This window comes from Paenibacillus sp. Pae15, assembly GCF_024519685.1.
Classification (GTDB): Bacteria; Bacillota; Bacilli; order Paenibacillales; family NBRC-103111; genus Paenibacillus_G; species Paenibacillus_G naphthalenovorans.
On record NZ_JALJRM010000005.1, the window covers coordinates 94,671 to 113,956 of the forward strand.

Genomic DNA, 19,286 nt, shown 5'->3' on the forward strand with positions numbered 1-19,286 from the left:
ATGAGGGGGAGAGAAGATGGATCAGAACAGCAAAATGACAGACGCATTAAAGCGCCCTCTACGTGATTTGCGGATTTCCGTAACCGATCGCTGCAATTTCCGCTGCCGTTATTGTATGCCGAAAGAGTTGTTTGGTCCAGACCATCTGTTCCTTCCAAAAGATCAGCTGCTCGGTTTTGAGGAAATCGCCCGTTTAGCCCGCATCTTCGCATCCCTCGGCGTTGAAAAAATCCGCATCACTGGCGGAGAGCCGCTGCTGCGCAAGGAACTGCCGAATCTAATCCGGATGCTGCGGTCGATCGAAGGTGTGAATGACGTCACCTTAACCACCAATGGTTCACTGCTGGCAAAATATGCAGAGGAGCTGAAGAATGCAGGTCTTCAGCGGATCAATGTCAGTTTGGACAGCATAGACGAGAACCGGTTTGGCCAAATGAACGGCGGGCGATGCGATGTCCGAACGGTAATGGAAGGCATCGATGCCGCATCGAAAGCCGGGATGAAAGTCAAAGTGAACATGGTCGTCATTCGAGGGATCAATGATCAGGATATCGTGCCTATGGCCCGATTTTTCCGCGGGACGGGGCATATTTTACGTTATATTGAGTTTATGGATGTCGGAAACAGCAACGGCTGGAATCTCAAGCATGTGGTGTCCAAGCAAGAAATCATCGAACGCATTCATGCCGAGATGCCTTTGGAACGAATGCGTTCCGAGTATTTGGGGGAAGTGGCCGACCGCTACCGCTATGAGGGAACGGACGAAGAAATCGGCGTTATTTCTTCCGTAACCGATTCCTTTTGTTCGACCTGTACAAGGGCTCGCCTGTCGGCGGACGGTTTCCTGTACACCTGTCTGTTTGCTTCTCAAGGAACAGATCTGCGTTCGCTGATCCATTCCGGAGCGGAGGATGAAGAGATACGCCGGTTGATTATGGGGGTATGGGGCAGCCGCCGGGACCGTTACTCCGACGAGCGGCTTCTCCACACCAAGAACCCGGAGAAAAAGAAAATCGAGATGTCCTACATTGGAGGCTGAAACCGATATGGCGTTATATATACCTAATGCTTCGCCCATTCCGTTGGAGGAGGCGCAGCGTCTTGTTCTCGCCACAGTTCGTCCCCTTCCGGTCGCTTCTATTCCTTTATCCCGAGCGTACGGGTATTGTCTTGCGGACCCTGTGCTGTCCGATCATAACGTCCCGATGTATGACCGTTCTACGGTAGACGGGTATGCCCTGAGGGCGGAGGACGTGAAATGGGCCAGCCGTTCAACCCCTGTGAAGCTGAACACTATTGAAGAAATTCCCGCCGGACATATACCGGAGAAGCAGATTGCCCCGGGCATGGCCAGCCGCATTATGACGGGAGCGCCTATCCCCAAAGGCGCGGATGCGGTTGTCAAAGTGGAGGAGACGGAGATTGGGGAAGATGAGGGGCGATCAAGCGTATGGATTTACCGTTCGGTTACGGCCGGCGAATCGATTCTAAGGAAGGGAGCGGATGTAGAGGAGGGCACAATCATCCTCCCGGAAGGGACCTTTATCGGACCTGTTGAGGCGGGTCTTCTGTCCACTTTTGGAGTCGGGGTTGTTCCGGTTTACGATAAACCTAAGGTCGGGATTCTCTCGACGGGAAGCGAGCTGCTGCCTGTCGATCAACAGATCTCCCCCGGGAAACACCGTGACAGCAACGGTGTCATGCTGGCAGGACAGGTGAGAGCGGCCGGAGGCGACCCGGTTTATTTAGGGATTGTGCAGGATCACCCGGAAGAGCTGGAAAAACGCATAACCGAAGCGCTTCAGCAGGTGGATGTTCTGGTCACCAGCGGAGGCGTTTCTATGGGGGACTATGATTTCCTCGGAAATACATTTGAGAAAATCGGCGCAAAAGTGGTGTTCTGGAAAACATTAATCCGTCCAGGGATGCCTGCGCTGTTTGGAACCTGGCAGGATAAGCCCATTTTTGCCTTAGCGGGAAATCCGGCCTCGTCTTACGTAAACGCTTGGCTTTATTTGTTGCCGGCGATTCGCAGGATGTGCGGGCGGAGGAATCCGCTGCCTCAACGGTTAACCGGGATATGCGACGAACCGATTGCCATGATGCCGATGCCTCATACCCGTTTTTTACGCGGGTTCGCTTATATTTCTTCCTCGGGTGAATTGCGGGTGAAGATTGCCCGCAAGCAGGCTTCCGGTATCCTGTCCAGCTTTCTGGAAAGCAATTGCCTGGTTAGAGTGCCCGGGGAAAAAGGGTATGCCGCCGGCGAACGGGTTGAAATGGATCTGATAGGAACGCTGGGGGAAAGCGTTTGCCCCTGATCAATCGATTTGCTTTTTTTAGTGCAGCCCCAATGCTTATAAAATAAGCCTGTTGATTTGATGCAAATTAGCGTTTTTACTCGAAAATCCTTGAAACTTCAGGGGTTTTTTTGTCGTATATGATCAGATATTTTTGAATTATTGAAATATTTCATATTATGAATTTATTTTCATTGAATTAAACGATATTCACTGTTATATTTTCATTAGGGTGATGCTATGGAAAAGGAGAAAACTAGGATAAGGTCGGTTTCCAAGGCACTTCAAATTTTAAATCTGCTCGGGAAAAACCCGAGAGGATTGCTCATCAAGGAAATCAGTATTGACCTCCGCTTAAACTTAAGCACGACTTACCATTTAATCAATACGCTGCTCGATTACGGGTATGTCATCAAAACCAAGGATGATGTCTACTCGGTAGGTTATCAGATCCCGTTTTTAAACAATGCTTTTTTGCAATCGATGACCCCTGATGCCACACTGAACATGTATTTGCAGGAGCTTTCCAACATTACGCAGGAAACGGCCTATTTAGGCAAAGAGATTGATGATTCCGTGATTCTTACGGGCATTATCGATTGTCCTCAAGCCGTAAAAGTGAAAACGCTTTATATCGGGTATAAGGAATATCCCCATGCCCGTGCTCTGCCTAAATCGGTCATTGCGTTTTGGCCTGAATCCAAAATCGTGAATTATTTTAAAGACAATCCGTTCGAGCAATTAACGGAATCGACCCCATCCAACCTGGATGAATTAAAAACGGAGTTGGCTGAAATCAAAAAGCGTGGCTATTGTTTGGACGATGAAGATTTTATGAAAGGGATCTGCTGCATCGCAGCTCCGGTTTTTGGAGCGAATAAAAAACCGATAGCAGCCTACTCCGTGACGATGCCGGTCGAACGATACAGACATCATAAAGACGAGTATATCCAGAAGGTTTGTATGATTGCCAAACAAGCCTCGCAATCTTTAGGCTATTATGATTTTGAAGGAGGTGATTATCAGGTTTATCAGAGGTGAAATTCAACCCGGCAAGCCCCAACATCCGTTCAATATCTTTGCAGTCCGGGATGATCAAGTGGATCAGGCTGCTTCTCCTGCGCTTTCTGAAAGCGTTTGCGGCCATCATTTTATATTAAAAAAACGACAGAGGTAGTGAAAATCAATTTTGATTTTCCACATAAAAAAATTTTTTGAGGAGGAATACCAATGAGTAATCTAAAGGATGTTCACAAACGTGTAATTCGCAGACAGGATGTAAAAGCCAATTGGGATGCATTTCCGGATTTTAAGAAAGCGACTTACAGATATATCGGCACATTGGCGGCTACGGAAACCACCATTCCGCCGGTGCTGATGGACAGCGCAATTTCGTTGGGCATTATTGAAGCGGGACCTGGTCCCCAAGCCAGATTGCATGACCATGAAGTCGAAGAAATTTTTATGCCTCTCGATGGACTATGGGAATTCTTTTGGGGTCCTAACGGCGAAGAGAGAGCAACATTAGGTCCATTGGACGTGATTTCGGTTCCGCCAGGGGTATTAAGAGGCTTTAATAATGTCGGCGGGGGAACCGGGCGCCTGCTGGTATTGAATACGAGCGCAAATGCCGAGGGAGCCGCTTTTGTGGCCAAGGAAGATCTCACTAACGTAACGGAAACGAACTATAAAAACTAAAATGAACCGGGTGTTACCCGTCATCTGATTGGCGGGTAACCCATTTTTAAACCGGCCTGCATAAGTGTTTCAATTTATGAAACAAAAGAGGGATAACATGAAAATCGGTTTCGCAGGACTGGGTAGAATGGGCTTTGCTATGGCACAAAGATTATTGCAGGCAGGCGTTGATCTGACCGTCTGGAACAGGACCAAGTCCAAGGCCCAAGATTTGTTGGATCAAGGTGCGAAGTGGGCGGAAACTCCGCTAGAATTAACTGAAAATTGCGAAATCTTATTTTCGTTGGTTGCAGATGATCAAGCGGTTAAAGAGATGTATATAAGCGAAGCCGGCCTGCTGCAAGGCGGCCTTAACGGTAAGCTCTTTATTGAAATGAGCACGGTTCATCCGGCCACCATCCGTGAATTAGCGGAAATGATCTGCCAAAAAGGCGGGAGTTTGATCGATTCGCCGGTATCAGGAACAGTGGTGCATGCCCGCGAAGGCAGCCTGATTGCTTTGATGGGCGGAGATGAAGAGAGCATTTCCCGGGCGAAGCCTGTTTTGGGGACTTTTTGTAAAAGCATGAAACATATCGGCCCTGCGGGAACAGGCATGGTAATGAAGCTCGTTTTGAATATGCCGATGAATATATACTCCTACGCCTTATCGGAGGCCTTGGCCATAGGCGTAAAGGCGGGTATTGATTTGAAATCCATGCTCGAGTTCATTGCGGAAAGTCCTGCGGGAATCAAGGTCCTTCCCGTTAAGATTCCGGCGATACTTCAAGCGACGGAAGAAGTATCCTTCGATATCAAGGGGGTCAAAAAGGATCTGGCCAATATGATATCGGCCGGTCAATTCTATGGAGTTCCGACTCCGGCCGCCAGTATAACGTTTCTTTCCTATACGACAGCGGTTGCGGACGGTTGGGGCGACCGGGATTGGGGGGCGATCGTTCCTTATTTCATTGAAAAGGTTCTGAAAATGTAAAAAGAGGGGGAGCCTATGAACAATACGATAGAACCAACCAAACTACCGAAAAAGACAAAGTCCGCTATGAAGGTCACGCCTAACCTTATGCTGCCCTTGATTATTGTTGTGGTAGCGCTGTTGACGACGATCATTCAACCCCGATTTTTCACTTTGTTCAATTTTCAAAACCTGTTGATTCAGGCTTCCTTTCTGGCTATTTTGGCTTTTGGGCAAACCTTTGTCATGCTGACCAGAAATTTTGATCTGTCCGTAGCTGCCAATGCGGCTATTGTCGGTGTGGTCACCGCGATGACGATAAATCAATACGGAATAGCGTTTGGCATCCTTGCCGGTCTGCTGCTCGGGGTAGTCATCGGCTTGATCAATGGACTATTGGTTGCTTATTCCATGGTTCCCTCTCTGATCGTCACCTTGGGCATGATGACGATTCTTAGAGGACTTGGTCTTCTCATTACGAACGGAGAGCCGGTTACCGGGCTTCCTCCTGCTTTCAGAGAAATCGTTGTCAGCTTTATTGGCCCCATTCCGCAAGTCGTGCTGATTGTTTGCGTTTTGCTTGCCGTTTCGTATTATGTTTTAACCCAAACCGTGTTTGGCCGGCACATTTATGCCAAGGGCGGTAATGAAGAGGCGGCGAAGCTTACCGGAATCAATGTTCGCAAAATTGATATTTCGGTTTTCGTCATCAGCGGATTGGCTGCGGCAATCGGCGGAATTCTGCTTGCATCAAGGGTAAATTCCGGGCAGCCGACGATTGCCGAGGGACTGGAGCTGGAGGCCATCGCTGCTGTAGCGATCGGCGCGGTGTCACTATCGGGGGGAGCGGGAAGCATCATCAACGTTGCCTTCGGCGTCCTTTTGCTGGCTCTTTTAAATAATGTCATGAACTTGATCGGTATTTCTTCTTATGTACAGGACATTGCACTCGGCGTCGTTTTGGTATTGGCAGTCAGCCTCGATCAAATTCGCAGAAGGAAAAAACGTCACCAAACATAAACCGGGCTAAGGGGGAACGGAGAATGATCGGACAGAACAAGAAGAAGACCTTATTGCTAATGGCCATTGTTTTTGCGCTGACTGCTATAGCAGCGGGTTGCAGCCAAGGCGGCGAAACCGCCGAGGGAGGTTCGGCTCCCGCCACTACGCCCGCCGGCACGGCATCCAATGAACCCAGTGTAGTCGATCTTGAACCGGAAGAGGCTCTGAAATGGTATCTGCAGCAGCCGGACCCCGTGCCTAAAGAGAAATATCAAATCGGAGCATCGCTTGTCTATCTATCCGATCCGCTTTGGGTTGGCTTCCAATATGGGATAGAGCAGCAGTTGGAAAAGCTGGGCTTGCCCAAGCCTTACGTTACGGCCGCAGGCGGTTATCATAAGCACATAGAGCAAATTGCGCAAGTGGAAGATTTACTCTCTCGCGGTATCGACGGCCTGCTGCTAGGGCCTGCCAATCCTGATGCATTGGTGACTGCGGTAGAGGTGGCTGAAAGAGCAAAAGTCCCTGTCGTCAATTTTGCCGTAGGAATCAATACCGACAAAATTGTTACGGATATTCAGGCGACGCAAGAAATGCTGGGCGCAATGACGGCTGAATACCTGGGCAAGGAAATGAACGGTAAAGGTAAAGTATATATGCTGTCCGGGGTAGCGGGCTCTTCCTGGGCGCTCGGCAGAGAAAAGGGATTTATAGAATACATGCAAAAAAACCATCCGGATATCGAGATTGTAGGTAAACATTACGGTAAAAACGACAGGGCCGAGGGACTCAACGCCGCCCAGGATGCGCTGCAGGCGAACCCCGATATCGATGCCTTTTATGCGGGGGCCGATCTGATTGCGGCAGGGGTGGCGGATGCGATTAAAGCGGTAGGAAAGACAGGCCAAATCAAAGTGGTGACCATGTCGGGAATCGGTAAGGATACGCAGATGCTCATTAAAAATGGCGAAATTACGATGTCCCTGCCTTATCAGGCTGTGGAGCAGGGGAGAATGCTGGTCAACATAATGGTGCGCTATTTGAACGGCGAGAGAAATCTCCCGAAACGGATCGGAGTTCCTGTGGAAACGATCACAAAGGAGAATATCGATCGTTTTGATGTGAACAAGTATTTGGCGCCTGATCATTACAAACCTTCGGTCGCTCAATAAAACCGGAAGCAGCATATGGATTCTCACGGAGGAGGGCGGGAAATGGCTGAAGTATTAAGAGTGGAACAAATCACGAAGCAATATCCCGGGGTTCTGGCTTTGGACGATGTATCATTTGATGTTCAATCGGGAGAAGTCCATACCCTTCTCGGGGAAAACGGTGCAGGCAAATCTACATTGATCAAAGTCATAGCCGGGATTATCACCCCAAATTACGGTAAAATATTTGTTCAAAATGAGGAGGTCCATTTTGACAGTCCGTTGGATGCCATCCGGTCGGGGATCAGTACAGCGTTTCAGGAAGAGGCGCTGTTCCACGAACTCTCCGTCGCAGAGAATATTTTCATGGGCCAGATTCCAAGCCATATGGGGAAAATCAATAAATCCCTCATGATTGAACGATCGGCGGATTTGCTGAAGCAGGTAGGTCTGGACACCGTTCATCCCGACATTCCGGTTAAGCATCTCAATATTGCCACAAGACAGCTGGTCCAGCTGGCGCGGGCCTTTCTGAATAACGCACGGGTTCTTATTTTGGATGAACCGGCTACCGCACTAACCCCGCATGAACGGGAAAAATTGTTTCAGGTCGTACAAAAATTCAAGGATCAGGGCGCGGGAATTGTTTTCGTTTCGCATCATTTGAAGGAAGCATTAAGCATCAGCGACCGCATCACCGTTCTTAAAGACGGCAGGAAAGTCACGACGACACCTGCGGAAGGAATCAACGAAAAACAAATCGTTCATTGGATGGTCGGCAAAGAAATCGGGGATATTTACCCTGCCAAGGAAGTGAGGAAAGGCAGCAAGGTCGTTTACGAAGTGAAAGGGCTATCCTTGTTACCGCATTTTTCAGATGTCGGTTTTCAACTGCATGAGGGAGAAATCCTTGGCATCGCCGGATTGATGGGATGCGGGAAAACCGAGCTGGCCCAGGCATTGTTCGGACGAATGGAGCCGGATAGAGGGTTGATTAAAATAAACGGCGAGGAAACCCGTGTTCACAATACGAAAGCCGCCATTGATAAAGGCATATTTTTGATTCCCGACAACCGGAATGAAGCTCTGTATTTATCCAAATCGATTTGTGAAAATGTCAGCCTGCCTGCAATTCGGAACTATTCCAACGGCGTGAGGATCAACCGGAAAAAGGAAACCGAAGACGTTGAGGAGCTTGCGGGAAGATTGAAGGTACGCGCCGTGAATGTGGATTATCATGTGGATACGTTAAGCGGAGGGAACCGTCAAAAAGTCCTGATTGCCAGAGGGGTGTTTGCTCAAGCCAAAATTTTGATTTTTGTCGAGCCGACACTAGGGGTTGATGTAGGAGCCAGATCTGAAATATATGATCTGATTGCCGATCTTTCCAGAAACGGCCAATCCATTATCGTGATTTCCTCGGATGTTCCGGAGATTGTGGGGATATCCCACAGAGTGCTTGTCATGCATCAAGGAGAGCTGAAGGCGAATCTGGAAGGAGATGAAATTTCAGAATTCCAAATTTTGAATTATATGGTAAGTCGTCAGGAAGAGGCTTCTCGCATGGAATTAACGTTAAATTAACGTTAAGAGAGAGGAAATGAATTTATTTGGCGCATTATACATGTTTCCGGAACAAAGCAGTTGCTATTTTGGGAGGCGCAGAAGGAATTGGAAAGTCGTGCGCCTTTCTATATGCACAACAGCAGGCTGACATTTATTTGGCGGATATTAACGAAGAAAAGAGCATGAAGCTATGCCGGGAGATCAAAGAACGGGGCGGACGGATCACGTATGTTAAAACCGATGCGACCAAACCGGAGCAGGTTCGCAGGTTCGCCGAAATTGCAGGGGATAGCACGGATTTATACGCCGTTATCCATTGTACAGGCGGGTTTACGGGCTATACACCCACGATCCATTTAACCGATGAGGAATGGGATAAAGTCATTCGGCTCAATATGCACAGTATATTCTACAGCTCCAGGGAGTTCGCCAAGCGGATGATGTATTCAAGAAAGGGTTCGTTCGTTAACGTGAGCTCCATAGCAGCCCGCACCGCCCTGAAAAACACGCCGATTCATTATTCCTGCGCCAAGGCTGCGGTTGAATCCATGACAAAAGTTCTCGCAGCGGAACTGGGACCCTATGGGATCCGGGTGAATGCCGTAGCTCCAGGCACAACGAAGACGGATCGCGCTATCGCCGTAAGAGGAGAAGAGGTCATGGACCTGTGGGGGAAAGAGATTCCCCGTGGAACGTTGGCTTCTCCAGAAGAAATTGCTCAGGCCATTGTATTTTTAACCAGTGAAGAGGCTATCCACATCACAGGTGTATGTCTCGATGTCAATGGGGGCCAACTGATCGTGTAGCCCCCATTTTATCAAACTTAACAGGAGGTTCCCATGGATAAAGATTTGCTGACAGAAGCTTATACCATAATGAAGACCATCAGAAGATTCGAAGAGACGTTAAGCGTATTATTCGCCGAGAATTTCATCAGAGGTTCCATTCACTTGTCGATCGGTCAAGAGGCGGTAGCTGCAGGCGTTGGTTTAGCGATGGCGCCGCAGGATAAAATGACCACGACATACCGCGGACATGGACATGTCATTGCAAGAAAAACACCGGTGAAACTGCTGATGGCAGAAATGCTGGGAAGGGAGACCGGGATCAATAAAGGACGCGGAGGCTCGATGCACTTTACTGACGTAAGCCGGGGCGTGCTTGGAGCGAATGCGATTGTGGCCGCAGGACTTCCTCACGCCGTTGGTGCGGCGTACAGTGCCAAATATCTCAAAGAAGATTATGTGACGGTGACGATCTTCGGCGATGGAGCGACGAACCAGGGTGCGTTTCATGAGGCGTTGAATTTGGCCGCCGTATATAAGCTTCCCGTATTATTTGTTTGTGAGAACAACCTGTATTCGGAAATGACTCCGATTGAAGAAATCGTACCGGTCGAGCATATGGCCGAACGCGCGGAGGCGTATAAAATTCCCGCCCATATGGTCGATGCCTACAATGTAGAGGAAGTCTACGAAGTGGCCAAAAGAGCGATTGAAGACATTCGTGCCGGAAAAGGTCCGATATTTCTGGAAATGAAAACGTATAGGCTTGTCGGCCATATGTGCGGGGATCAGGAAGTTTATCGCAGCAGGGAAGAAGTTGCGTCCTGGGCGGCCAGAGATGCGCTGAAGACGGCAGCGGAGAAGCTGTCCCAACTGCAGGTCGATGTGAAAAAGCTGGATGCGTCCATAGAACAGGAAATCGAAGATGCGGTCAAATTTGCCAAAGAAAGCCCTTGGCCGGATCCGAAGCATTTATTTGACGGGTTATATTACGCAGAATAGGAGGAAAATACATATGGCTCAGAAGATGACCTATACTCAAGCGCTCAATTTGGCGATCAAGGAAGAAATGGAACGTGATGACCGGATCGTTTTGTTCGGGGAGGATATCGGCAAACCGGGAGGTGCCTTCCAAGTTACGAAGGGGCTGTGGGAACAGTTTGGATCAGACCGGGTATTGGATACCCCCATCTCGGAAACGGGATTTTTCGGAATGGCGATCGGAGCCGCGCTGACCGGGTTAAGGCCGGTTGTGGAGATTTTATATATGGATTTTTGTGCGGTTGCCATGGATCAGCTGATTAATCAGGCGAACAAATTGACATATATGTCGGGCGGCCAGTTTCCGGTTCCGGTCGTGTTTCGCGGTCAGCAGGGCGCGGGAAGAGGCAACGGTGCGCAGCACTCGCAAAGCTTTGAATCGTTATTTTGTAATATGCCCGGTATAGAGGTCGTGCTTCCATCCAGCCCCAATGACGCTTACGGGTTATTTAAAACCGCAGTGCGCAACAACAAACCGGTCATCTTTCTCGAACATAAATTGCTTTACGGAATAAGGGATGAGGTAGAAGTGGGCGGGGATCCGATTCCATTCGGCAAAGCCAACGTGATCCAAAGTGGCAGCGATGTGACCATTGTAGCGGTATCAAGGATGGTACAGCTTGCCAAAGAGGCCGCCCATCGGTTGCAGGAAAGAGGAATCTCCTGCGAAATTATCGATCCCCGTACGCTGGTACCGTTTGATTTGGAAACCGTGAAGCAATCGGTTCAGAAAACGGGACGGCTTATCGTTGTGGAAGAATCGCACAAATGGGGCTCGATCGGAACATCCATCATCTATGAAGTAATGGAGCAGGTGTTTGATTATTTGGATGCCCCACCGAAATTAATAGGGACGGAGAATGTTCCGATTCCTCACAGCAAGCCGCTCGAGGATGCTGCACTTCCGTCTCCCGAAAAAATTGAGAATGCGGTCTTGTCCCTTGTTTAAGCGAAGGCCATGGACAAAGCGATGTGAAAGGAGGGATTTCCATGCAAATCATCTTACCCAAACTCGGCGCAAATATGGATAGTGCCGTCCTTACCCGATGGTTTAAAGCGGAAGGGGATCCCGTGGAAGCCAATGAAGTGATAGCGGAAGTGTCCACCGATAAAGTGAATATGGAGATTGAAGCCCCCGAAAAGGGCATTTTGATCAAACAATTTTTTAAAGAAGACGATGATGTGCCTGTAGGCGCTGTGATTGCGGAGATTGGAGCCGCAGCGGCGAAGGCGGACGCGCCTCAGCAAGAAGAGCGGAAAGATGTCCAACCGAATAATTCCTTCATCAAAATATCCCCATCGGCCCGCAGGCTGGCCCATACCTTGGGGGTAGATATATCCAAGGTGAAGGGGACAGGTCCCAACGGGCGCATTGTCCATCAGGATATACAAAATTATGCAGAAGCGGCGAATACGGTTGTTGAGGACCGTGAAGAGATTCAACAACCGCAGGCAGAGGATCACAGCCCGCCGCAGCCGCAGAACATGGAAATTTATCAGTTGAACCGCATTGAAGCGATCAGCGGAGAACGAATGCTGCACAGTCTTCAGTCGACGGCGCAGCTTACGATGACCAGGGATGTCGATGTTACCGATGCCGTGGCTCTGCTGGAATCGGTAAAAAAGGTCCAAAAGGATAAGATCACTTTTACAGCATTCATCATTTTGGCTGTGGCCAAAGCGCTGCAGATACATCGGCGCTTCAACGGGAAGCTGGAGAACGGGAAGATCGTCATCCCCCCAAGCGTCGATTTGAATGTGGCTGTGGCTACCGACAAAGGGCTCGTGGTGCCGATCATCAAGGATGTACAAAGCAAATCGCTGGCAGCGGTCGCCAGGGAGCTGAACGATATCGTGACGAAAGCCAGAAACTCGAAACTCGAGTCCCGCGATGTGGAGAACGGCAATTTTACGATCACCAATCTGGGAGCGAGTGGAGTCGATACGTTTACTCCTATATTGTATCCCGGCCAAACCGGCATTTTGGGCCTGGGAAGAATCCTGAAGCGTCCTTGGGTAGTAGAAGACCGGATCGAGATCCGTTCTATTCTATCGTTATCACTGACTTGGGACCATCAGGCCGCAGATGGAGCCCCGGCTGCGCAGCTGCTGAAATCGATTGCCGACTATCTGGAGACCCCGGGATTGATGTTGTAACCACCATACGGCATAGGATGAAACCAGGCAGTTAAAGACTTGCCTGGTTTCTGGCCATTTGCGGATTAAAGGGGTGTTATCCATTGCGCATTTGTTTAACCTCAATGCATCGGACACTTCCGTTTTTTTGAGCAATACCTTCTTCATGGTTGGTGCGGCTTCGCTTCAACAGGTTCGATTATGTTAACCCATATCGTGGTCAGCATTCAATCGATGGCACTGGTACAAAAAACAGAGCTCTCTCGGGATATTTATGATGCTGCAGGCAGCTCCATCCTATGGCAGGCAACATTATCGGGAACGGGTTGGTTGTATCTGTGCTGTCTTCTATTTTATTTCAAAAATTGGAAAAATATTTAAATAGGAACGGAGGAGTGAAAGATGGCTCTTGAGCTTGATGTCGTGGTGATCGGTGCGGGTCCCGGAGGATATACGGCAGCCATCCGCGCGGCCCAATTAGGTAAAAAAGTGACGGTGATTGAGAAAGAGAATCTGGGGGGAGTCTGCCTGAACGTAGGCTGTATTCCTTCCAAAGCGCTAATCTCGGCGGCTGAAGCCTATCAAAATGTGTCACGCTATCAGGAAATGGGCATTGAAATCGATGCCGATCATGTCAAACTAAATTATGCCAAAGTGCAGAAGTGGAAGCGGAGCGTGATTGACAGACTGACCGGCGGCGTAAGCAGTTTACTGAAAGGACATCAGATTGAAGTCATCCAAGGCGAAGCCCGCTTCGTCAGCAAGAACGAAATTGTCGTTACCCATGCAAACGGCTCCGACCATTACCATTTTCAGCATTGTATTCTTGCAGCGGGCTCCCGGCCGATGGAGCTGCCCGATTTGCCGTTCAGTCAAAGAGTTCTTTCATCAACAGCTGCATTGAATTTGGAAGAAGTGCCTAAACGGCTGGCCGTGGTCGGCGGCGGATACATAGGAATTGAACTGGGTCAAGCTTTTGCCAAATTCGGCACAAAGGTTACCATTCTTGAGGGCGGAGCCTCCATCCTGCCCGGCTTTGACAAACGTTTAGTAAGCACAGTGAACCGAAATTTGAAAAAGGCGAACGTGGATGTATATACCAAGGCGTTTGCTAAACATTGCTCGGAAAAGAATCATGAGGTCACCGTCACTTTTGAAGCAGCGGGGGAGGAAAAACAACTCACAGCCGATTATGTATTGGTTACGGTTGGACGCAAGCCCAACACGGATCAATTAGGTTTGGAAGCGGCGGGCATACAAGTAAATGACAAAAAATTGATCGCTGTGGATCGCCAGTGCAGAACAAACGTATCCCATATTTATGCCATAGGCGATATTGTTCCCGGCCCTGCTTTGGCACACAAAGCTTCTTATGAAGGAAAGGCAGCAGCGGAAGTGATTGCCGGCAGGGGAAGTGTGGTCGATTACCGTTGTATTCCTGCGGTTGTGTTCTCGGATCCTGAAATCGCTGTGGTGGGCGTATTGGAAAAAGAAGCCAACGACCAAGGGATTGAAACCAGGGTAGGGAAATTTTTTTATGCAGCCAACGGCAGAGCCTTGTCCCTGCATGCAGCGGAAGGATCGGTGACCCTGATTGCCGATAAGAAGGAGGGCGTAGTGATCGGCGCTCAAATTGTAGGTCCTGAAGCATCAAATTTGATAGCCGAGGTGGGATTGGCTATTGAAATGGGAGCGACGCTTGAAGATGTGGCTTTAACGATTCATGCTCATCCAACGCTTGGGGAAATGATCATGGAGGCAGCCGAAAATGCGCTGGGGTTAGGAATTCATTCGATGTAATATAGCTCAAAAGTAAAGATGAAATACGACGCGTCGAGGTGCCCGGAAACGGTGCCTCGACGCGTCGTATGTTAAGAAGATTTCGATAGGATCCCGAAACGGCAGGGTGTAGATTGAACATACGAAAAAAAGATTTTAAGGCGGCTTTTGAAAACGATTGACTAACATAAGACGTGCACTGTATAATGTACAATGTATACACAAAGAAAAGAAAGTGTGGTTAATGATGCCTAGTTTTAATCTGAAACCCATCGATAAACAAATTACAACCAAAGAGAGAGCATATAACGAAATTAAGGATGTCATTTTAAATGGGTATATTTCTTCAGAAGAAATATTCACGGAGGTGAAGCTGGCCGAACTGCTGAATACTTCTCGCACTCCGGTTCGGGAAGCGCTTCAAGATTTATTAAAAGAAGGCTTAATTGTTACGATTCCCAGAAAAGGGATGGCTGTGCGGAACGTAACGGAAAGCGAAGCCGAACAAATCTTTTTGCTTAGAACCACCATTGAGGGTGAGGTCATTAAGAAATTAACCGAAACGATCACACCTGAGCAATTGGAGCAGCTAAGACAAATTTATCAAAATCAGCAGGAAGCCATGGAGAAGGATGATGAAATTTCATTTATCAGCCTGGATCAAACCTTCCATATCACTTTAACCCGATTTGCAGATTACCACTTGATTGAGCAGGTATTATTGAACTTGCACAATTTATCTCAATTGATTGGTCTGAGAGCGATTAAAAAAAGAAATCGGATGAGGGAGGTTTTATCGGAACACGAATATATTATCCTTTGTATGGAAAAGAAAAATTCGGATTTGGCAGCTAAAGCCATGATCCATCATTTGAGTAAGACCAAGGAATCCTGGAAAAAGTAGATTAAGAAAAACTGGAGATCCGCTGAAAGCTTTTTTCTGTCGGAGTCTCTTCAAACCTGATACAGAATTTCTCAGTTCAACTAACGCTTTAGTGAGCTTGAAAATTCTGTATTTTATTAAAATAGTAAAAATGGAAAAATTTTAATATTCTATTTTGTAAGCGTCGTCAATATGGGAAAATATTTGACGTTATTCGACAAAAATCCAAAAAAACGAGTACATGTTATATAACGTAACATTCAAGCGAAAAAAATATTGACAACAAAATCGAACTATATTACTATTTATCCCATAACATAAGTCACTAAGTTAAGATTAAAAACGACAAAATTTTTGTGTATACATCATACAGTGGACGAAATCCTTTCCTATTTTGCTCCAAAGCCCGCTGTTTTATTACACTGTTGATTTATAAAATGCCTATAGATCTGATATTCCAAAAAGGAGAGGAATGCCATGTCAAAAGTTTTAACGGAATTGACTCCCGAAATGGTGGATGCGCTGCAGGGAAACAACATCGTGCTGCTTAATGTGGTTGAGAAGGAAAGCGGGGCTATTTATTCGACGGCTTTGTCTTGGGTGTATGCCGTAAACGCAACAACGATTCGTTTTGCGATCGACGCTAAGTCCGATTTCATCAAAATCATTGAACAAGATCCTGCGGTGCTTTTGAATTTTACTGCTCAAGAGTCCGTATTCTCCTTAACGGGAAAAGCTTCTGTCAAAGTAGCCAAAACCGAAGGGCTGACCTTGAAGCTTGCCTTGATTGAAGTACAGGTAGAAGGAATCAGAGATATTATTTTCTACGGCGGGAAAATCACTACGAAGCTTGAATTTGTTAAAACATATAATGCTGACCTGGTCAAAAAACTCGATACTGAGGTCAAAGAGGCCATCTATAACGCTTAATTATCGTTATCAGTGTATACATCACACAGTGTACAATTCAAAAATATATATTTACCTTCGGAAAGGAAGATCAAAAGCATGAGAAACGGCAAACAATATGTAGAATCTCTGAAGGATAACAGAACCATTTATATCGGGGGAGAGCGTGTAAAAGATGTGACGACCCACCCGGCATTCGCAGGAATCGTGAACACCTTCTCCAAGATGTACGATATGTCCGCTGATCCGGCTAACGGCATGACGTACACAACGGAAGACGGTACGGTTGCCAACAAGATGTTTATGATTCCAAGAAGCAGAGAGGATTTGGCTGCACGCCGTGAGGCAATGTATAAATGGGCGGAAGCCACCTGCGGTTTTGCCGGACGCAGCCCGGATCATGTGGCCAGTTTCCTGGCAGGGTTCGCGAGCCATCCCGAGGTATTCGGCGACCGTGCCAAGTATGTGATTGATTTTTACAAATATGCAAGGGACAACGATCTGTTCGTCACTTACGTCATCATTCCACCGCAAATTGACCGCAGCAAAGCAGCCAACGAACAGGAAGAGAAGTTCCTGCCGGTAGGTGTATACGAGGAAAGAGAAGACGGTATTGTCGTGCGCGGCTCGCAAATGCTCGGCACAAGCTCGGCCGTCAGCAACTATTTGTTCTGCAGCTGCATTACACCGCTGCGTCCAGGAGACGAGGATTATGCGATTTCGTTCGTCGTGCCGATGGATGCACCGGGACTGAAGCTTTATGCCCGTCCCAGCTTCGCAGCCGACAAGCCGAGCACTTTCGATTATCCGTTGTCGACGCAGTATGATGAGAGCGATTCGCTTGTTGTATTTGAGGATGTGTTTATCCCTTGGGAGCACGTATTCGTGTACAAAGACATCGAAGCAACCCGCGCGCAGTTCCACGGAACGCCTGCTCACGTCCTGGGCAACAACCAGGCGCAAACCCGCTTGTCCGCCAAGCTGAAGTTCGTGATCGGCGTGGCAAGGAAAGTAACGGAAATGAACGGTACTGATAAATTCCCGCAGGTTCAGGAGCGGCTTGGGGAGCTGGCGTCGCAAGCGGCCATGGTGGAAGGCATGCTGATGGCCTCGGAATATCAGTGCAGCATCGATAAGAACGGCGTAGCCCGCCCGAATGCGCGTTATCTGTATGGCGTCGTAGGGATGCAGGATACCATTTATTCGTCTGTTATCCGCATCTTGAGAGAATTGGTAGGCGGCGGCGTACTGCAGGTGCCTTCCTCCTATAAGGAAATGATAAACCCTGAAACGAAAGACGACATGAGAAAATATATCCGTTCCTCCACAGGGGCCAAAGGGGAGGAAAAAGTAAAACTGTTCAAATTGGCCTGGGACATTATCGGATCTGAGTTCGGCGGACGCCACCAGCAGTACGAAATGTTCTACAACGGAGCTCCGTTTGTGGTTAAAGGGTACTCGTTCCGCAATTACGGATACGGAGAGCCGGTTGCTATCGTTGACCGCTTCCTGGCAAGCTACGGGCTGCCTGGGAATGAAACGGCAAAAACGGAAAAAGAAATCGAGGTAGGATAATTCCGGATCTGCTTAACAGAAAGGAACTGAGGGCATGAAAGTAGCATCCATTCAATTAGAAATCAAGGACAGCGAAACGAAAGAACAAAGAATCGAACGGGCGGATGGTCTGCTGGATCAGGCCAAGGGCAGCGATTTGATCGTGCTGCCTGAGATTTGGGCTACCGGGTATTTCTCGTTTGACCGCTACAAGGCGGAAGCCGAACCTATGGACGGCCCGTTCGTAAAGCGGTTTTCCGCAAAAGCCAAAGAAATGAACGCGTACTTGTTTGCCGGAAGCTTTGTGGAGAAAGACGGGGATAAGTATTATAACACGAGCGTGTTATTTGACCGGACGGGAGCCATCGTGGGTACGTACCGCAAAATCCATTTGTTCCGCTATGGTTCATTGGAAGGCGAATTGTTGACGCGGGGAGAAGACATTGGAGTCTACGATACCGAATTCGGACGCGTCGGACTCACCACCTGCTATGATCTGCGCTTTCCTGAATTATACCGTAAGCAGGTGGACGCAGGCGCCAAGCTGCTGCTCGTTACATCGGCATGGCCGCATTCCCGCTTGGCGCATTGGCAGCTGTTTAATTCAGCCAGAGCATTGGAGAATCAATGTTTCCTCATCTCTTGCAATTGCGTCGGAACGACAAGAAACGTCTTCATGGGGGGCCACAGCCGAGTTGTGGATCCATGGGGAACGGTTGTCGCATCCGGCGGGGAACACGAAACGATTGTGAAAACTGAAATCCATCCTGAGCAAGTGGACCAAATTCGTGAAGTCTTCCCTTCTCTAAAACATCGCGTTTTATAATGATAAACCCGGGAGGATAGATACAGACATGGAATTTCAGCACGAGAGAAAAATATTAAATTTTGTACCGCAAAGATTGGTTATAGCGGGATATACCAATAAAGACCAGGAAGCGGTCAAACACCATATTGAAGAATTAAAAGAATTGGGGATACCGGCTCCCCGGCAGGTTCCGATGATGTACGACCTGGCGCCGGAATTATTAAGCAATACTGACGTGATCAGCGTTGTCGGCAATGACAGCAGCGGCGAGGCGGAGGTCGTACTGCTGGATATCGACGGCACCTGGTATATCGGTTTGGGCAGTGACCATACCGATCGTGTGCTTGAGGCCGTATCGATTCAGAAGTCAAAACAGGTGTGCGCCAAAATCATTTCCAAGCAATTGTGGACGTTTGAGTCGATTTCCGAACACTGGGACGAGATTGAGCTGAACAGCTGGGTTCAAGTTGACGGAGAAGAAGTGCTGTATCAATCAGGTACGCTTAGCGCCTTTTTGAATCCGATGGATTTGCTTGAATTGGTAAAGCAGCGCGGGTATGACAGCCCTGGTATTGCACTGTATTGCGGAACGCTTCCCTTGAAAACTGAAAAATTTTACTTTGGAGGTATTTTCAAGGCGGAACTTCATGATAAGATAAACAATAGAAAACTTACCATAAATTATGAAACCAAAATTTTAAAGGACTCAGAGGTGGATTAAC

General features: G+C 48.2%; 18 protein-coding genes. All 18 read left to right on the top strand.

Annotated elements, in window-relative coordinates:
• The first annotated feature begins 16 nt into the window (after positions 1-16).
• The 18 genes from moaA to NR121_RS05865 all read left to right on the top strand — a co-directional run bounded on the left by moaA (position 17) and on the right by NR121_RS05865 (position 19,285).
• A complete protein-coding gene (gene moaA, locus NR121_RS05780) occupies positions 17-1,039 on the top strand; it encodes a GTP 3',8-cyclase MoaA (RefSeq protein WP_062409765.1) in 1,023 nt (340 codons plus the stop codon).
• A gap of 7 nt (positions 1,040-1,046) precedes the next feature.
• Positions 1,047-2,321 (top strand): molybdopterin molybdotransferase MoeA, encoded by a 1,275-nt coding sequence (locus NR121_RS05785; RefSeq protein WP_137670369.1) that lies wholly within the window; start codon positions 1,047-1,049, stop codon positions 2,319-2,321.
• Positions 2,322-2,540: 219 nt separating this feature from the next.
• On the top strand, positions 2,541-3,341 hold the full coding sequence (locus NR121_RS05790) for an IclR family transcriptional regulator (RefSeq protein WP_062409763.1): 801 nt from the start codon (positions 2,541-2,543) through the stop codon (positions 3,339-3,341).
• A gap of 189 nt (positions 3,342-3,530) precedes the next feature.
• Positions 3,531-3,998: a cupin domain-containing protein gene (locus NR121_RS05795; protein WP_054817529.1), complete on the top strand. Its 468-nt coding sequence runs from the start codon at positions 3,531-3,533 to the stop codon at positions 3,996-3,998.
• Positions 3,999-4,074: 76 nt separating this feature from the next.
• Positions 4,075-4,971, top strand: coding sequence for an NAD(P)-dependent oxidoreductase (locus NR121_RS05800; protein ID WP_256830887.1), 897 nt, complete (start codon positions 4,075-4,077; stop codon positions 4,969-4,971).
• A gap of 15 nt (positions 4,972-4,986) precedes the next feature.
• Positions 4,987-5,970: an ABC transporter permease gene (locus NR121_RS05805; protein ID WP_256830889.1), complete on the top strand. Its 984-nt coding sequence runs from the start codon at positions 4,987-4,989 to the stop codon at positions 5,968-5,970.
• Positions 5,971-5,993: 23 nt separating this feature from the next.
• A complete protein-coding gene (locus NR121_RS05810; RefSeq protein WP_054817532.1) occupies positions 5,994-7,124 on the top strand; it encodes a TMAO reductase system protein TorT in 1,131 nt (376 codons plus the stop codon).
• Between the two features lie 42 nt (positions 7,125-7,166).
• A complete protein-coding gene (locus NR121_RS05815; RefSeq protein WP_256830890.1) occupies positions 7,167-8,687 on the top strand; it encodes a sugar ABC transporter ATP-binding protein in 1,521 nt (506 codons plus the stop codon).
• A gap of 26 nt (positions 8,688-8,713) precedes the next feature.
• Positions 8,714-9,475, top strand: a complete 762-nt coding sequence (locus tag NR121_RS05820) for an SDR family NAD(P)-dependent oxidoreductase (protein WP_054817535.1) — start codon at positions 8,714-8,716, stop codon at positions 9,473-9,475.
• Positions 9,476-9,508: 33 nt separating this feature from the next.
• Entirely contained in the window at positions 9,509-10,456 is a 948-nt protein-coding gene (locus NR121_RS05825; RefSeq protein WP_062409758.1) for a thiamine pyrophosphate-dependent dehydrogenase E1 component subunit alpha, read from the top strand.
• A gap of 13 nt (positions 10,457-10,469) precedes the next feature.
• Positions 10,470-11,444 carry an alpha-ketoacid dehydrogenase subunit beta gene (locus tag NR121_RS05830; RefSeq protein WP_062409757.1) on the top strand — a complete coding sequence of 325 codons (975 nt, stop codon included), beginning with the start codon at positions 10,470-10,472 and terminating at the stop codon, positions 11,442-11,444.
• 41 nt (positions 11,445-11,485) lie between these two features.
• A complete protein-coding gene (locus tag NR121_RS05835; RefSeq protein WP_256830892.1) occupies positions 11,486-12,652 on the top strand; it encodes a dihydrolipoamide acetyltransferase family protein in 1,167 nt (388 codons plus the stop codon).
• A 381-nt stretch (positions 12,653-13,033) separates the two neighbouring features.
• Positions 13,034-14,431 carry a dihydrolipoyl dehydrogenase gene (gene lpdA, locus NR121_RS05840; RefSeq protein ID WP_256830893.1) on the top strand — a complete coding sequence of 466 codons (1,398 nt, stop codon included), beginning with the start codon at positions 13,034-13,036 and terminating at the stop codon, positions 14,429-14,431.
• Positions 14,432-14,654: 223 nt separating this feature from the next.
• On the top strand, positions 14,655-15,314 hold the full coding sequence (locus NR121_RS05845) for a GntR family transcriptional regulator (protein ID WP_054817543.1): 660 nt from the start codon (positions 14,655-14,657) through the stop codon (positions 15,312-15,314).
• Positions 15,315-15,770: 456 nt separating this feature from the next.
• The gene (locus tag NR121_RS05850) at positions 15,771-16,223 is read left to right on the top strand and encodes a PNPOx family protein (protein ID WP_062409754.1); all 453 of its coding nucleotides are present in this window, start codon (positions 15,771-15,773) and stop codon (positions 16,221-16,223) included.
• 78 nt (positions 16,224-16,301) lie between these two features.
• Entirely contained in the window at positions 16,302-17,777 is a 1,476-nt protein-coding gene (locus tag NR121_RS05855; protein ID WP_054817545.1) for a 4-hydroxyphenylacetate 3-hydroxylase family protein, read from the top strand.
• A gap of 34 nt (positions 17,778-17,811) precedes the next feature.
• Entirely contained in the window at positions 17,812-18,582 is a 771-nt protein-coding gene (locus NR121_RS05860; RefSeq protein ID WP_054817546.1) for a carbon-nitrogen family hydrolase, read from the top strand.
• Positions 18,583-18,610: 28 nt separating this feature from the next.
• Positions 18,611-19,285, top strand: coding sequence for a DUF2848 family protein (locus tag NR121_RS05865; RefSeq protein WP_054817547.1), 675 nt, complete (start codon positions 18,611-18,613; stop codon positions 19,283-19,285).
• Position 19,286 lies beyond the last annotated feature (1 nt).

Bases quoted from the DNA above. Each gene is read 5' to 3' on its own strand.
- moaA (WP_062409765.1), top strand. From the start codon at position 17: ATGGATCAGAACAGCAAAATGACAGACGCATTAAAGCGCCCTCTACGT.
- NR121_RS05785 (WP_137670369.1), top strand. From the start codon at position 1,047: ATGGCGTTATATATACCTAATGCTTCGCCCATTCCGTTGGAGGAGGCG.
- NR121_RS05790 (WP_062409763.1), top strand. From the start codon at position 2,541: ATGGAAAAGGAGAAAACTAGGATAAGGTCGGTTTCCAAGGCACTTCAA.
- NR121_RS05795 (WP_054817529.1), top strand. From the start codon at position 3,531: ATGAGTAATCTAAAGGATGTTCACAAACGTGTAATTCGCAGACAGGAT.
- NR121_RS05800 (WP_256830887.1), top strand. From the start codon at position 4,075: ATGAAACAAAAGAGGGATAACATGAAAATCGGTTTCGCAGGACTGGGT.
- NR121_RS05805 (WP_256830889.1), top strand. From the start codon at position 4,987: ATGAACAATACGATAGAACCAACCAAACTACCGAAAAAGACAAAGTCC.
- NR121_RS05810 (WP_054817532.1), top strand. From the start codon at position 5,994: ATGATCGGACAGAACAAGAAGAAGACCTTATTGCTAATGGCCATTGTT.
- NR121_RS05815 (WP_256830890.1), top strand. From the start codon at position 7,167: ATGGCTGAAGTATTAAGAGTGGAACAAATCACGAAGCAATATCCCGGG.
- NR121_RS05825 (WP_062409758.1), top strand. From the start codon at position 9,509: ATGGATAAAGATTTGCTGACAGAAGCTTATACCATAATGAAGACCATC.
- NR121_RS05830 (WP_062409757.1), top strand. From the start codon at position 10,470: ATGGCTCAGAAGATGACCTATACTCAAGCGCTCAATTTGGCGATCAAG.
- NR121_RS05835 (WP_256830892.1), top strand. From the start codon at position 11,486: ATGCAAATCATCTTACCCAAACTCGGCGCAAATATGGATAGTGCCGTC.
- lpdA (WP_256830893.1), top strand. From the start codon at position 13,034: ATGGCTCTTGAGCTTGATGTCGTGGTGATCGGTGCGGGTCCCGGAGGA.
- NR121_RS05845 (WP_054817543.1), top strand. From the start codon at position 14,655: ATGATGCCTAGTTTTAATCTGAAACCCATCGATAAACAAATTACAACC.
- NR121_RS05850 (WP_062409754.1), top strand. From the start codon at position 15,771: ATGTCAAAAGTTTTAACGGAATTGACTCCCGAAATGGTGGATGCGCTG.
- NR121_RS05855 (WP_054817545.1), top strand. From the start codon at position 16,302: ATGAGAAACGGCAAACAATATGTAGAATCTCTGAAGGATAACAGAACC.
- NR121_RS05860 (WP_054817546.1), top strand. From the start codon at position 17,812: ATGAAAGTAGCATCCATTCAATTAGAAATCAAGGACAGCGAAACGAAA.
- NR121_RS05865 (WP_054817547.1), top strand. From the start codon at position 18,611: ATGGAATTTCAGCACGAGAGAAAAATATTAAATTTTGTACCGCAAAGA.